The following is a 13,079-nucleotide window of genomic DNA, read 5'->3' as shown; positions in this document are numbered from 1 at the left end:
CTGTGGCGCTACCACAGGGGATTTTTCATGCCGACCCGCCTTGCTTTCGCCGCCGCCCTCGCTTGCCTCGCAGCCTCGCCCGCCTTCGCGGACTGGGACAAGGCCAGGCTCGACAGCGGCATCAAGACGATCGAGCAGAGCACGAAGGGCCGCCTCGGCATCGGCCTGATCGACCTCAAGGACCGCAAGAGCTGGTCCTATCGCGGGGCCGAGCCCTTCCCGCTGCAAAGCGTGTTCAAGCTGCCGCTCGCGATCGGCGTGCTGCAGGCGGTCGAGGCCGGCAAGCTGAAGCTCGACCAGAAGATCACCGTCACCCGCAATGATCTCTCGCTCTATCACAGCCCGCTCGCCAAGGCCTTCAAGGGCGAGCGCAACGACTATCCGCTGCGCGAGCTACTGGCCCGCTCGACCGGGGAGAGCGACAACACCGCCGCCGACCTCTTGCTGCGCCTGATCGGCGGCCCGCAGGCGCTGACCGCGCTGCTCAGGGATGGCGGCGTCAGCGGCATCTCGGTCGACCGCTATGAGCGCGTCTTCCAGCCTGAGATCCTCGGCCTGCCCGGCTATGGCTGGAACGAGACGATCGACACCGCCAAGTTCTATGCGGCGATCGGCGCGATCCCCGCCGCCGAGCGCAAGAAGCGGCTCGCGGCGACGCTGACCGACAAGCGCGACGCCGCTTCGCCCGACGCCTCGATCGCCTTCCTCGAAGGCCTCGCCAAGGGCACCTGGCTGCGCGATTCCACCCATGCCGCGCTGCTCGACAAGATCATGCTCGAAGCCAAGACCGGCCCGAACCGGATCAAGGCCGGCCTGCCGACCGGCGCGCGCTTCGCGCACAAGACGGGCCTCGGACCGAGCGCCGACGGGCTCAACCACGCCACCAACGATATCGGCATCGTCAGCCTGCCGGACGGGCGCCGCTTCGCCATTGCGGTCTATCTCGCCGGTGCGCAGGTTGGCGAGAAGGAGCGCGAGGCGGCCCATGCCGCAGTGGCGCAATTGGCGGTAGAGAGCCTGCGGTAGCAGCGGCGAACCGGCCGTAGCCGCGACCAGCGGCGAACGCCTCGCTTCAATGCCCGGTAAAGTTGCATTGACAAATCAGGGACAAACCCCCATTTGTAGTGCTCGATGTAGGCCGAACGAATTGGCCCGCGCTTCTGCGCACCGCTGACGACCTTCCTGCTCAAATCGAAAACATGCGCGGCATGCGGCTGCGTGTGAATTACCACTCGCAAGAAGGAATATGACTATGGCCAGTGGCACAGTGAAATGGTTCAACGGGACCAAGGGTTTCGGCTTCATTCAGCCGGATGATGGCGGTCAGGACGTGTTCGTCCACATCAGCGCCGTCGAGCGCGCTGGCATGCGCGACCTCCGCGACGGTCAGAAGATCTCGTACGAGCTCGTCCAGGACAAGCGCTCGGGCAAGATGTCGGCCGACAATCTCCGCGCCGAGTGAGCTGACGCGCTGTCCAGCATAAGAGATCAGGGGCAGGCGACCGCGGATGTACCGGCGCCAGACCCGCTCCGCGCAGGATAGCTGAGGAAGGGTCGGGATCACCCGGCCCTTTTTTGTTTCAAGAGACGTTTACACGAGGAAGTCCGAATGCAGGTTCTCGTCCGCGACAACAATGTCGAACAGGCGTTGCGCGTCCTGAAGAAGAAGATGCAGCGCGAGGGCGTGTTTCGCGAGATGAAGCGGCGTTCTGCCTATGAGAAGCCGTCCGAGAAGCGCGTTCGCGAGAAGGCCGACGCTATCCGCCGCGCCCGCAAGCTCGCCCGCAAGCAGGCCCAGCGCGAAGGTCTGATCGCCGCGCCCAAGCCGAAGCCGCGTCCGGTTCGGCCGCCGCGCCCGGCCGTCGCCTGATTTAGATCAGAGGAGCCGCAGCCATGGCAACCAAGGGACTCTCCGCCGAGGACGCGAAGCTTCGGGCGGAACGGAACTTCGCCAAGGTCGAGAAGCGGCGGGAAGAAGCGGAGAGCGCGCTCGAATCCGTGCGCGCCGAGCAGCGCGCCGTCGCCGAGAAGACTGTAAGGCTGCGCGCTCTGAGGCTCGCCAAGGAGGCGGCCGATGCCGCAGCCGCGGCGTTGCTTCCAAGCGAACCGGCGAAGAAGCCGCGGGTCCGGCGCGCCGCCAAATAAAACTCTGTCCGATCAGCAGCGGCGAGCCGCCAGCGCCGCCTCAGCGCGCCTCGATGCCCGCAAGCCAGGCACGTAGCGTCTGGCGCGATCATCGACGCGCCGGGCCATTCCGTGAACTCGCTCTTGCGGCAGCCGCCGCCCGCCGATGTCAGCGCAGCTTGCGCTCGGCGATCCAGATGCCGCCGAGCACCAGCGCCAGCGCCAGCCCATGATAGAGCGCGAGCTGCTCGCCCAGAATCAGCACGGCTAGAACCGGCGCGAACACCGGCACGAGATTGACGAAGACACCGGCCCGGCCCGGCCCGATCAGCTCGATCGCCCGCATGAAGAAGAGTTGCGACAGGATCGAGGGACCGATCACGACATAGATCAGGATCAGCCAGCCCTTGAGTGTCGGCCAGAAGGCCTTGCCGGTGGCGATCTCGACCCCGAGCAGCGGCAGCGAGACCGCGCAGGCGACGATCGCCATCGCCGTGAAGAAGATCAGCCCAGGCATCGGCGGGCGCGTGCGGATGCCAACCGTGTAACCGGCATAGAACACGCAGGCGATGATCATCCAGAGATCGCCCGGCACGAAGCTGAGCTGCGAGAGGATGTGCCAGTCGCCGCGGCTCGCCGTGACCAGCACGCCGATGATGGTGACGGCGACGCCGAGCGCCTGCAGCCCGCCGATCGGCGTGCGCAAGGCGAGGAAGGCGCCGAGCAGTACGAAGACGGGAATGGAGCCCTGCAGAATGCCGATGTTGATCGCCGTGGTCGAATAGGCAGCGATATACATCAGCGTGTTGAAGGCGGTGAAGCCGAAGGCGCCGAGCAGCGTCACCTTGAGCCAGTTCGCCTTCAGCGCCGGCCAGTGCTCGCGCAGGCCCTGGCGAAACAAATAGGGCATGACGGCGCAGACGAAGACCCAGCGCAGCGCGGTCAGCGTCATCGGCGCGATCTCGCCGACGGCAAGCCGGCTGGCGACGGCATTGCCGGCCCACATCAGGGTCGTCAGCGTCAGCAGGACATAGGCATTGGCCCAGACGCGCTGCGGGAGGGAGGCGGCCGGCTGCAAGATGCATGATCCTCATGTCAGCGAAGCGCTTGCATAGCCTTGCACGCCGCGCTTCTCCTATGAGAGGAGGCGCAATGCAGCCCGTCGCCGCACGCAAACGTGCCGAGGACCCCATGAACGTGTTCAGCCCCAAGCCGCTGCGTGTCCTCGTCATCGACGGCTACAAGCGCGAGCAGCGCGAGGAATATGCCCGCGACTGGAACGCAACTCCGTCCGAAGCCTATGCGGCGGAATTGCGCCGGATCGAGCCATCGCTAGCGACGGATATCTGCCTGCCGGCCGACGAGGGCGCCAATCTGCCCGATGGGGCCGGCCTTTCCTCCTATGACGGCATCGCCCTGACCGGCTCTTCCCTGCACATCCACAGCCCGGAGCCGGCGGTGACCCGGCAGATCGAGTTGATGCGGGCGATCTACAAGAGCGGCACGCCCTGCTTCGGCTCGTGCTGGGGCATCCAGATCGGCGCCGTCGCTGCCGGCGGGACGGTGGCGCTCAATCCGAACGGACTCGAGATCGGCTTCGCCCGCCGGATCAGCCTGACGGAAGCCGGTGCCCGGCATCCGCTGCTCGCCGGCCGGCCCGCCGCCTTCGATGCGCCGGCGATCCATTTCGACAGCATCGTCGCGCCGCCCACTGACGCCACCATCCTCGCCTCGAACGCGATGAGCCCGATCCAGGCCGCCGAGTTCCGCCAGGACGGCGGCAGCTTCTGGGGCGTGCAGTACCATCCGGAATTCTCGCTCAGCCTCGTCGCCACGATCCTGCGGCGGCACAGCCAAATCCTGATCGAGCGGGGCTTTCGCCGGGACGAGGCCGATACCAAGGCCTGGCTCGCCGATCTCGACGTACTCGACGCCGATCCTTCCCGCCGTGATCTCGCCTGGGCTCATGGCCTCGACGAGGAGGTGCTCGATCCCGTCAAACGCGTGACGGAGTTGCGCAACTTCCTGGAAATGCGGGTGAAGCCGCAGGCGAGCGTGCGCGGACGGGCGTGAAGCCGGCCAAGGACGGCCTGCACATCCCGGCCGCGCCCCTCACGGCCGCCCAGACGGAGGCGCGAGCGGCTTTCCGCTCAGCCCCACTTCATTTCGCCCTTGGCCACCTTCGCGCCGATATCGAGCGCCACGCCCATGCCGAGATTGGGGAAACGGGCTTCGATCGCGGTCTTCAGCGCAGCCGCATCGGCAGCCTTGGCCAGCTCCTCTTCGAAGGCGAGCAGATAACGCTTCGTGTGCTCGATGGCCGACACATCTGTCGCCGCCGCCGCTCCGAGATGGCCCGGCACGACCACGGCAGGCTTGCGCGCCGCGATCCTTTCGAGATTGGCGATCCAGGCCGCTCGCTCCTGCCTGGTCGGCGTGTCGGCGGTCCAGACGTGAACGCCCGAGAAGATCATGACGCCGCCGAACACCGCGTCGAGGGAAGGCACCCAGAGATAGCGGCGGTTGGCGAGGCCCTCGGCCTTGACGATCTCGACGGCCTCGCCGTCGATACTCAGCGAAGGGCCGTCGAAGGCTTCCGGCAGAACGATATCCGCCAGAGTCTGCGGGCCGTTCTCCTTGAGCTGCGGTCCCCAGGTGGCGAGCTTCTTCTCGACACTGCCCTTGATCCCGGCCAGCGTCTCCGGGGCCGCGATGACCTTCGCCTCCGGGAAAGCCTCGCGGACCGGCTTCAGGCTGAAATAATAGTCCGGATCGGACTGGCTGACATAGATCGTGGTCAGCCTTTTGCCCGTCGCCTTGATCGCCTCGGCGAGTGCCCGCCCGTCCGGATAGGTGAAGCCGCCGTCGATGAGCAGCGCTTCCTTCGGCCCCGACAGTAGCACCGGCGCGCGGAAGAAGCCGTTGGGGCCGGCTGGGAAATGCTTCCAGCTCAGCTTCGATCCGGCTGTCTGGCCGAAGCTCGGGGGTGCGGACAGGGCTGCCGCGCCCGCCGCGAGAGCAGTCGTCATCGCTCGTCTCCTGGTCAACATCACGATCTCCGTCTTCGGTCACGAGGGCCGGGAGGCAGGCTGCGCCAATCCCGGAGCTTGAACAGGAACGAGCGCTACAGGCTCGTCCCGCGCAAATGGTCAGGCAGCCCGGAGTTGGGCCACCAGCGTATCGAGGCTCCCGAACAGGCTGCTGCTATGCAACGTGCGGCGCTGCGCGCCCTCCCCGACGAGGAGGGTCGGGACGCCCTGCGCTCCGGCACGAACCATGTCGTCGCGCGCCGCCGCGATACGGGCGCGGTAGGCACCGAGCAGTTCGTCATCGGGTGCGCGCAGACGCTGCGCCGCCTCTGGGAGGCCGGTCCCGTCCAGTGCCGCGGCGACGGCGGCAGGTTCGGCGTGGTTATGCCCCTCGACATAGCGAGCCTGCTGCAGCGCCTTCAGCGCCTCCAGCTGCCGCTGCGGCGAGACGAGTCCGACTGCGATGATACCGAGCGTGGCGGGCGCCGAGTCGAACGTCCCCCCGACAGCGCCGAGCACCTTCTCGCGATAGCTGTCCGAGAAGACCTGCCCGGTCAGCCTGGCGATGCGCTGGTCGTTCTGCCAGGCATAGGCCGCAAAACCCTTGTCCATCGGGCGCGCCCCGTCACCGGCGAACAGGCCGGTCGGCGCCGGCTCGATCGTGACGTCGTTGAGCCCGGCCAGCTGCTCCAGCATCGGACCGGCGCCATAGCACCAGCCGCAAAGCGGGTCGAAAAGATAGGTGATCCGCATATCCGAAGCCCCGGCGATACGGACCGTAAATAGGCGCGAATAATTCCGTGATAAATAGCGCCCAATATGACAAACTGTATGCTTGTAAGAAACAATAGTGAGAGCCGCTGGTGGAAGCGATCAACCTCAACCGGCTGGCTTACTTCGCCGCGGTGGCGGACCTGGGATCCTTCACCCGGGCGGCCGAGAGGCTCGGCATCACCAAGGCCGTCGTCAGCCAGCAGGTCTCCCGGCTCGAAGCGGAACTGAAGACGGACCTGCTCGTGCGGACAACGCGGCGGGTCGAACCGACAGAGGCCGGCCGCCTGCTCCATGCCCGCTGCATCATGATCCTGCGCGAGGCAGACGACGCCTTCAACGAGATCGCCCGCTCCAACGCCGAGCCGATTGGAGTGCTGCGCATCAGCGCGCCCACCGACTACGGCGCCTCGGCGATCGCACCGCTGGCGGCTGCCTTCTCGCGGCGCTATCCGGCGTGCACTGTCGAGCTCACCTTGTCGGATGCGAGGATCGATCTCGTCGCCAATCAGATCGATCTCTCGATCCGGGTGGGATGGCTGGACGATTCGAGCCTGCAAACGAGACGGATCGGAGGCTTTCGCCAGCTGCTGGTTGCGGCGCCGGAGCTCGCAGCGCGCCTGGCGGCGGATGAGCCTCAGGACCTTACGACCTGGCCCTTCATCGCCAATGGCGCGCTGAAGGAGCCGCTCATCTGGCGCTTCAGCAAAGGCGATTTCGAGCGCCGCACGGTCCGCATGCGCCAAATGCTCGCCATTGACACCACCCCCGCCGTCCTAAGCGCCGCGCTCGCCGGCGGCGGCCTCGCGGTGCTTCCGGACTTTCAGGCAGCGGAGCCGATCGCCTCGGGCCGGCTCATCCACGTCCTGCCGACATGGGAGCTCCCGTCCGGCGGCATCCACGCGGTTTATCCGACCGCGCGTTTCCGGCCGCCCAAAGTCACGGCCTTCGTCACGATGCTGGTCGAGGAGGCCAAACGCCTGGCACGATCGCTGTGACGGCAGCTCAGGCCGCTTCAGCGGTCTTGTTCGCTGGCTTGAACACCTTGCCGCCGAGCGCCCGCGCCGTGTCGAGATGCTCGGACATCTCCGGAACCGGCACCAGGAACTCCGAGGTCACGACCGGCGCGCCGCAATAGCCGAAGATGCCGTGGTCGATCTGCGTCTTCATCGCCCCGTAATAGCCGTGGCGGGCGAAGGTGCGCATATCCGCGCCGGCGAGCGCGACGAGGTGGACCGGCAGGTGCTCGAGCTTCTTGATCGTCTTCATGTCGGCGAGCTCCTCATAGGCCCAGCCATTGGCGAAGACCCGGTCGATCCAGCCCTTCAGCAGGGCCGGCATCGACCACCAGTAGATCGGATAGACCAGCACCAGCGCATCGGCCCGGTCGACCCTGGCCTGCTCAGCGGCGATGTCCGCAGGCTGGACGATCTCGCGGCGATGGACGGAAAGATCGTTCAGCGAAAAGCGCGGATCGAACCCCTCCTTGGCGAGATCGGCGATTTCGACGCTGTGGCCGGCGCCGGAGACGCCGTCGGCCAGCGCCTGCGCGACGGCATGGCTGAGCGAGGCGGGATCGGGATGGGCGACGACGATAAGGGCATGCATGCGATGTCTCCTGGGTTGATTGCGATTGGCGCGCAATCACTATATACTCATAGTAGGTTACTTTTGGTACATAATACATGTCAAGCCTTGAAACCGATCGGCCGCGCCGTCAGCGCCTGACGCGCGAGGATCGCAATCGCCAGCTCATCGCGACCGCCTGGCGGATCGTCGGCGAGGAAGGCACCGACGCCTTGACGCTCGGCCGCCTCGCCGAACAGGCCGGCGTGACCAAGCCGGTGGTCTACGACCACTTCGCCACCCGCAGCGGTCTGCTGATCGCGCTCTATCGCGACTTCGACGCGCGCGAGTACGCGATCATGGAGGCGGCGCTCGACAGCAGCGAGGCGAGCCTTGCCGGCAAGGCCGGAGCGATCGCGTCGTCCTATGTCGACTGCGTCCTGACCCAGGGGCGCGAGATCCCGGGTGTCGTCGCGGCCCTGGCGGGCTCGCCTGAGCTCGCTGCGGTCAAGCGCGACTGCGACGTGATCTTCCTGGAGCGCTGCCGAGCCCTGCTCGCGCCCTTCGCCGAAGGCCGAACCATCCCGACTGCGGGCTTACGCGCCATGCTCGGCGCCGCCGAGGCGCTGTCGCATGCCGCCGCGACCGGCGAGGTCGGCGCCGACGAGGCGAAGCGGGAGCTGTTCGAGACGATCACCGCCATGGTCGCACGCAGCGCAAAGGCTTGAGCCGGCCGCTTACGGGGTTCCACACGCGCCGCCGGCCCTGTAAGTCCGCGGCAACTCCAGTCTCTCAGCGCCCCGGACACCATGATTCGCCTCGAAAGCATCAGCAAGCAGAACGGCCAGCAGATCATCTTCATCGAAGCCTCGGCGGCGCTGCAGAAGGGCGAGAAGGTCGGCCTCGTCGGCCCCAACGGCGCCGGCAAGACCACTTTGTTCCGGCTGATCATCGGCGAGGAAGCTCCGGATGAGGGCCAGGTTTCGGTCGATCGTGGCATCACCATCGGCTATTTCAGCCAGGATGTCGGCGACATGGCCGGCCGCAGCGCCGTGGCCGAGGTCATGGATGGCATCGGCCCGGTCAGCGCCATCGCCGCCGAGCTGAAAGAGCTAGAGGTCGCGCTGGGCGATCCCGACCGCGCTGACGAGATGGATGATCTGATCACCCGCTATGGCGAGGTGCAGGGGCGCTTCGAGGAGCTCGACGGCTATGCGCTCGATGGCCGCGCCCGCGAGGTACTCGGCGGCCTCGGCTTCAGCCAGGAGATGATGGAAGGGGATGTCGGCGCGCTCTCCGGGGGCTGGAAGATGCGCGTGGCGCTTGCCCGCATCCTCTTGATGCGGCCCGACGCGATGCTGCTCGACGAGCCGAGCAACCATCTCGACCTCGAAAGCCTGATCTGGCTGGAGAGCTTCCTCGAGGGCTATGACGGCGCGCTGCTGATGACCTCGCACGACCGCGAGTTCATGAACCGCATCGTCGGCAAGATCGTCGAAATCGATGGCGGCACACTGACCAGCTATTCCGGCGACTACGAGTTCTACCAGCAGCAGCGGGCGCTCGCCGAGAAGCAGCAGCAGGCGCAGTTCGAACGCCAGCAGGCGATGCTCGCCAAGGAGGTCGCCTTCATCGAGCGCTTCAAGGCCCGCGCCTCGCATGCGGCGCAGGTCCAGAGCCGCGTCAAGAAGCTCGACAAGATCGAGCGCGTCGAGCCGCCCAAGCGCCGCCAGACCGTGCAGTTCGAGTTCCAGCCGGCACCGCGCTCCGGCGAGGATGTCGCCACACTCAAGAATGTGCATGTCCGCTACGGCAGCAGAACGATCTATGACGGGCTCGACTTCCAGGTCCGCCGCAAGGAGCGCTGGTGCGTGATGGGCGTCAACGGCGCCGGCAAGTCGACCCTGCTGAAGCTGATCGCCGGCGCCACGCAGCCGAACGAAGGCACGGTGGTCGTCGGCGGCACCGTCAAGATGGGCTATTTCGCCCAGCATGCCATGGAGCTGCTCGACGGCGACGAAACCGTCTTTCAATCGCTCGAAGGCTCGTTCCCGCAGGCCGGGCAAGGCTCGCTGCGCGCGCTCGCCGGCTGCTTCGGCTTCTCCGGCGACGATGTCGAGAAGCGCTGCCGCTTCCTTTCAGGCGGCGAGAAGGCACGGCTGGTCATGGCCAAGATGCTCTACGACCCACCGAACTTCCTCGTGCTCGACGAGCCGACCAACCATCTCGACATCGCCACCAAGGAGATGCTGATCACGGCGCTCGCGCAATATGAGGGCACCATGCTGTTCGTCAGCCATGACCGCCATTTCCTGGCGGCGCTCTCCAATCGCGTGCTCGAGCTGACGCCGGACGGCGTGCACAATTATGGCGGCGGCTACACCGAATACGTCGCCAGCACCGGCCAGGAGGCGCCGGGCCTGCGGAGTTGAGATGCAGGCGCCGTCTGCTGATCGAGCCACGCGTCATCCGCGCCGACACCGCTTACAAGTGTACTGAATTCGCTGGCTAAACTGCCGGTGTGCGAACTGCACACTGCAATCTTGTTGGCGTCATCGCTTCGTGCAAGTCTATTCACCATTCCTCTGACGATGCGTTCTTTGCCTTTCGCAAGGACAGGTGACCCGACCGGGTAGCCTCGACTTGCCTCCGGATGGAGATGGCAAATGGCCGGCGACCTCGATTTGCTGATCGGAACCTGGACGGTCCGGGTCAAGGGCTGGGTCTGGGAGTATGATTTCCGCAGCGATGGCGGCGTAGTCTGGCGCGACCAGGGCAGCATCGAGAGCGGCGTCGGCAACTGGGCGGCGACCTCCAAGCTGGTCAACATGTGGTGGAAAGGTTCGACGACTCGCGAGAGCTGGCAGAGGCCGCTGAGCGCCAGCAACGACCACACTTGGTACGAATCCTCCTACTTCAGGGGAAAATACCGGATCGAGAAGACCGGCTTCATTCCCCCGTCACCGAGCCCACCATCGGGGCTGACCGATGCGAACCGCATCGACGCGGCGTGGGAAGCCAGCCGCGCCTCGCTCCGCTTCGCGCTGACCCGGCTGCGGCTGCTGCAAAAGCAGATCAAGTTCTTTGAGGATTCCCACGGCAGCGAAGCCGCCTTCAACGAACTGCGCCGAAACTTCCGGCGCGACATGGCGGTGATCTCGCGCAAGCTCCTGGTGCCACTCAACCCGATGGACCCGGCCTTCCGCAGCGCATTGGCGAGCGCCATCGGCCTGATCGAACAAAACCTCGCCTTGCCGAAATCGCTCAACGCGGCACGTGCCGGCGGCAAATGTGTCGATCCCAGGCCTGCCTTCGCCTGGACCACGCCCAGCCGAAAACCGCCGGACACCGACCTCTGCACCTCCTGGTTCACAGCCAACGCCGATCTTCAGCGCGACGTCGTCACGCACGAGTATTTTCACACGGTCGGCCTCGGCGACATCTCGGTCTCGACGACCGCCAATGCGCTGGGGAACGCCAACACCATGGCGCAGGTCGTCGCCTTCCTGCACGACCGGGCCCGGCAGAAGAATTCCGACGGCAACGAGCAGATGGTCCCAGCCCTGCCGACACCTTGACGGTAGCGGCCAGCGGCTGACGCAGCGAAAACCGCGCTGATACCGGCAAGGGCCAGCCATCGTCGCCGGGCGGTGATTGCGCCCTTGCGGCGCCTTTCCACCTTCCGGCCCAATTCCGCCCTCGCCGCGCCGAAATCCACCGGGCAAATCGCGGCCATGTGATTTGTCGGGGGACAGCATGATGAAGACCGGACTGGCCGCAGCCTTGATTTTCGCGCCGAGCCTCGCTGGCGCCGCCGAGATCGAGTTCGCCTCGAAGATCGACCGCGTCACCGTCTATCCGGATGGCGCGGTGGTGACCCGTCTCGGCAAGGCCGCGCTGCTGCAGGGCGCCTCGCAGATCGTGCTGCGCGGCCTGCCGGCCAGCGTCGATCCGGCCTCGATCCGCGTCGAGGCGCAGGGCGACGGCGCCTTCGCGATCGGCGCGGTCGATGTCCGCCAGGTTCCGGGCGACGCCCGCCCTGCCCTCGACCAGGTCCTAGAAAGCAAGATCCGGGCGCTTCAGGGCGAGAAGGCCAAGCTCACCGGCGAGATCAGCGCGATCGAGGCCAAGCGCGCCACCATCGAAAACTTCGGCAAGGTCGGCCCGGACAGGCTCGGCGAAGGCGGCAAGGTCCTCCCCGTCAGCGACTGGCCGGCAGTATTCGACGCGATCGGCACCGCACTGGTCAAGGTCCAGGGCGAACTGCTCGGCTTGCGCAACCGCATTTCCGATCTCGACGCCGAGATCGGAGCATTGGAGAAGGCAAGGCCGTTGGCACCGCGCGCCAGCCAGCCCAAGCGCGACGTTGCCATAGCCGTCGAAGCCAAGGCGCCGGTCGCCGCCGACATCTCCGTCAGCTACCGCGTCGCCGGAGCCAGCTGGCTACCGGTCTACGAGGCGCGCCTCACCACCGGGAACACCAATGGCGGCGCAGAGATCGCCTTCACCCGCCGCGCCGAGCTGCGCCAGCGCACCGGCGAGGACTGGAGCGAGGTCGCGGTCGAGCTCTCGACCACGCGCTCGGCGCAAGGCACCCGTGCCCCGGAACTCAATCCGCTGCGCATCGCCTTCTACGAGCCGCCGGTGGTCTATGAGGAGCGCGCGCGCCTGCAGAGGCAGGATTCCGAACGCGCCGCGAGGCCGCCTGCTTTGGCAATCGCACCTGCGCCCACCACGGGTGCTGGTTTCGGCAACACCGTATCCCTGGAGGACAGGGCAGCGCCCCAAGAGGCCTCTGTCGCGACGAGCCAAATCAGCGCCGGCGCCTATCAGGCGAGCTTCAAGGTGCCCGGCCGGGTCTCCATCCCGCAGGACGGCTCCAGCAAGGCGGTGGTGCTGACGCAAGGCAAGATCAAGCCGGAGCTCTCGGCCCGCGCCACGCCGGAGCTCGAGGAGAAGGCCTATCTCGAAGCGAGCTTCAACCACGACGACGAGGCGCCACTGCTCGCCGGCGAGGTCTATCTCCACCGCGACGGCGCCTATATCGGCAAGGGACGTCTCGGACAGGTCGCGCCCGGCGACAAGGTCGAGCTCGGCTTCGGTGCCGACGACCGCCTCAAGGTGACGCGCGTGCCAGTGCGCCGGCGCGAGAACGATTCCGGCTGGCTCGGCTCGACGCGAACCGACCAGCGCGAGTTCAAGACGGTGGTGAAGAGCCTGCACGCCCAGCCGGTGAAGCTCACCGTGATCGAGCGCGTGCCATTCTCGGAGAACAGCGCGATCACGGTCGAGCTCCTGTCGCAGAGCACGCCGCCGACCGAAAAACAGGTCGGCGACAAGCGTGGCGTCTCGGCCTGGAGTTTCGAGCTTGCCCCCGGCGCACAGAAGGAGATCCGCCTCGCCTACCGGATCAAGTATCCGGGCGACCGCGAGGTGGTCTTCGATCAGACAAGGCGGTAGGACGACTGCCCTTCGGAAGCATCCTGCACCAAGTTGCTCGCCCGGACTCCTCCCTTCCCCCTTGTGGGGAAGGGTCGGGGATGGGGGTGGTGCCGCTTGGTGATCGGCAGGAGAAAAGGGCGGACAGCA

The 13,079-nt window shown here is 66.5% G+C and carries 14 protein-coding genes; 10 read left to right on the top strand and 4 right to left on the bottom strand.

The window, feature by feature from the left end; all coding sequences use genetic code 11:
- Positions 1 to 27 precede the first annotated feature (27 nt).
- The 4 genes from bla to B6S44_RS26165 all read left to right on the top strand — a co-directional run bounded on the left by bla (position 28) and on the right by B6S44_RS26165 (position 2,145).
- Positions 28 to 1,026 carry a class A beta-lactamase gene (gene bla / locus B6S44_RS26180; protein WP_129159797.1) on the top strand — a complete coding sequence of 333 codons (999 nt, stop codon included), beginning with the start codon at positions 28 to 30 and terminating at the stop codon, positions 1,024 to 1,026.
- Positions 1,027 to 1,252: 226 nt separating this feature from the next.
- Positions 1,253 to 1,462: a cold-shock protein gene (locus B6S44_RS26175; protein ID WP_057191831.1), complete on the top strand. Its 210-nt coding sequence runs from the start codon at positions 1,253 to 1,255 to the stop codon at positions 1,460 to 1,462.
- Positions 1,463 to 1,609: 147 nt separating this feature from the next.
- The gene (rpsU, locus tag B6S44_RS26170; protein WP_126115798.1) at positions 1,610 to 1,870 is read left to right on the top strand and encodes a 30S ribosomal protein S21; all 261 of its coding nucleotides are present in this window, start codon (positions 1,610 to 1,612) and stop codon (positions 1,868 to 1,870) included.
- A 23-nt stretch (positions 1,871 to 1,893) separates the two neighbouring features.
- Entirely contained in the window at positions 1,894 to 2,145 is a 252-nt protein-coding gene (locus B6S44_RS26165; protein ID WP_129159796.1) for a hypothetical protein, read from the top strand.
- Between the two features lie 148 nt (positions 2,146 to 2,293).
- Here the strand turns inward: B6S44_RS26165 and B6S44_RS26160 are convergent, their stop codons facing one another.
- Positions 2,294 to 3,202: a DMT family transporter gene (locus B6S44_RS26160; protein WP_129159795.1), complete on the bottom strand. Its 909-nt coding sequence runs from the start codon at positions 3,200 to 3,202 to the stop codon at positions 2,294 to 2,296.
- A gap of 113 nt (positions 3,203 to 3,315) precedes the next feature.
- Here B6S44_RS26160 and B6S44_RS26155 point away from each other — a divergent pair, with 113 nt between their 5' ends.
- Positions 3,316 to 4,197 (top strand): type 1 glutamine amidotransferase, encoded by an 882-nt coding sequence (locus tag B6S44_RS26155; protein ID WP_129159794.1) that lies wholly within the window; start codon positions 3,316 to 3,318, stop codon positions 4,195 to 4,197.
- A gap of 77 nt (positions 4,198 to 4,274) precedes the next feature.
- Here B6S44_RS26155 and B6S44_RS26150 read toward each other — a convergent pair whose 3' ends face one another.
- Together B6S44_RS26150 and B6S44_RS26145 are read right to left on the bottom strand one after the other, a co-directional pair.
- Positions 4,275 to 5,174, bottom strand: a complete 900-nt coding sequence (locus B6S44_RS26150; RefSeq protein WP_164985968.1) for an MBL fold metallo-hydrolase — start codon at positions 5,172 to 5,174, stop codon at positions 4,275 to 4,277.
- Between the two features lie 99 nt (positions 5,175 to 5,273).
- Positions 5,274 to 5,906, bottom strand: coding sequence for a DsbA family protein (locus tag B6S44_RS26145; protein WP_129159792.1), 633 nt, complete (start codon positions 5,904 to 5,906; stop codon positions 5,274 to 5,276).
- Positions 5,907 to 6,016: 110 nt separating this feature from the next.
- On the opposite strand from B6S44_RS26145, the gene B6S44_RS26140 reads away from it, so the two are divergent.
- Positions 6,017 to 6,922 (top strand): LysR family transcriptional regulator, encoded by a 906-nt coding sequence (locus B6S44_RS26140; RefSeq protein ID WP_129159791.1) that lies wholly within the window; start codon positions 6,017 to 6,019, stop codon positions 6,920 to 6,922.
- A gap of 7 nt (positions 6,923 to 6,929) precedes the next feature.
- Here the strand turns inward: B6S44_RS26140 and B6S44_RS26135 are convergent, their stop codons facing one another.
- Entirely contained in the window at positions 6,930 to 7,532 is a 603-nt protein-coding gene (locus B6S44_RS26135) for an NAD(P)H-dependent oxidoreductase (RefSeq protein ID WP_129159790.1), read from the bottom strand.
- Positions 7,533 to 7,609: 77 nt separating this feature from the next.
- Here B6S44_RS26135 and B6S44_RS26130 point away from each other — a divergent pair, with 77 nt between their 5' ends.
- The 4 genes from B6S44_RS26130 to B6S44_RS26115 all read left to right on the top strand — a co-directional run bounded on the left by B6S44_RS26130 (position 7,610) and on the right by B6S44_RS26115 (position 12,950).
- Entirely contained in the window at positions 7,610 to 8,218 is a 609-nt protein-coding gene (locus B6S44_RS26130; protein ID WP_129159789.1) for a TetR/AcrR family transcriptional regulator, read from the top strand.
- Between the two features lie 81 nt (positions 8,219 to 8,299).
- Positions 8,300 to 9,922, top strand: coding sequence for an ABC-F family ATP-binding cassette domain-containing protein (locus tag B6S44_RS26125; protein WP_129159788.1), 1,623 nt, complete (start codon positions 8,300 to 8,302; stop codon positions 9,920 to 9,922).
- A gap of 234 nt (positions 9,923 to 10,156) precedes the next feature.
- Positions 10,157 to 11,068 carry a hypothetical protein gene (locus B6S44_RS26120; RefSeq protein ID WP_129159787.1) on the top strand — a complete coding sequence of 304 codons (912 nt, stop codon included), beginning with the start codon at positions 10,157 to 10,159 and terminating at the stop codon, positions 11,066 to 11,068.
- A gap of 178 nt (positions 11,069 to 11,246) precedes the next feature.
- Positions 11,247 to 12,950: a mucoidy inhibitor MuiA family protein gene (locus tag B6S44_RS26115; protein ID WP_129159786.1), complete on the top strand. Its 1,704-nt coding sequence runs from the start codon at positions 11,247 to 11,249 to the stop codon at positions 12,948 to 12,950.
- Positions 12,951 to 13,079 lie beyond the last annotated feature (129 nt).

Source organism: Allobosea sp. Tri-44, assembly GCF_004123845.1.
Lineage (GTDB): Bacteria > Pseudomonadota > Alphaproteobacteria > Rhizobiales > Beijerinckiaceae > Allobosea.
The sequence above is the reverse complement of the archived record's forward strand: the minus strand, read 5'-3'. Positions and strand labels throughout refer to the sequence as shown.

Excerpts from the sequence above, each read along its gene's own strand:
- bla (WP_129159797.1), top strand. The coding sequence starts at position 28 with ATGCCGACCCGCCTTGCTTTCGCCGCCGCCCTCGCTTGCCTCGCAGCC.
- B6S44_RS26175 (WP_057191831.1), top strand. The coding sequence starts at position 1,253 with ATGGCCAGTGGCACAGTGAAATGGTTCAACGGGACCAAGGGTTTCGGC.
- rpsU (WP_126115798.1), top strand. The coding sequence starts at position 1,610 with ATGCAGGTTCTCGTCCGCGACAACAATGTCGAACAGGCGTTGCGCGTC.
- B6S44_RS26165 (WP_129159796.1), top strand. The coding sequence starts at position 1,894 with ATGGCAACCAAGGGACTCTCCGCCGAGGACGCGAAGCTTCGGGCGGAA.
- B6S44_RS26155 (WP_129159794.1), top strand. The coding sequence starts at position 3,316 with ATGAACGTGTTCAGCCCCAAGCCGCTGCGTGTCCTCGTCATCGACGGC.
- B6S44_RS26150 (WP_164985968.1), bottom strand. The coding sequence starts at position 5,174 with ATGTTGACCAGGAGACGAGCGATGACGACTGCTCTCGCGGCGGGCGCG.
- B6S44_RS26145 (WP_129159792.1), bottom strand. The coding sequence starts at position 5,906 with ATGCGGATCACCTATCTTTTCGACCCGCTTTGCGGCTGGTGCTATGGC.
- B6S44_RS26135 (WP_129159790.1), bottom strand. The coding sequence starts at position 7,532 with ATGCATGCCCTTATCGTCGTCGCCCATCCCGATCCCGCCTCGCTCAGC.
- B6S44_RS26130 (WP_129159789.1), top strand. The coding sequence starts at position 7,610 with ATGTCAAGCCTTGAAACCGATCGGCCGCGCCGTCAGCGCCTGACGCGC.
- B6S44_RS26125 (WP_129159788.1), top strand. The coding sequence starts at position 8,300 with ATGATTCGCCTCGAAAGCATCAGCAAGCAGAACGGCCAGCAGATCATC.
- B6S44_RS26120 (WP_129159787.1), top strand. The coding sequence starts at position 10,157 with ATGGCCGGCGACCTCGATTTGCTGATCGGAACCTGGACGGTCCGGGTC.
- B6S44_RS26115 (WP_129159786.1), top strand. The coding sequence starts at position 11,247 with ATGATGAAGACCGGACTGGCCGCAGCCTTGATTTTCGCGCCGAGCCTC.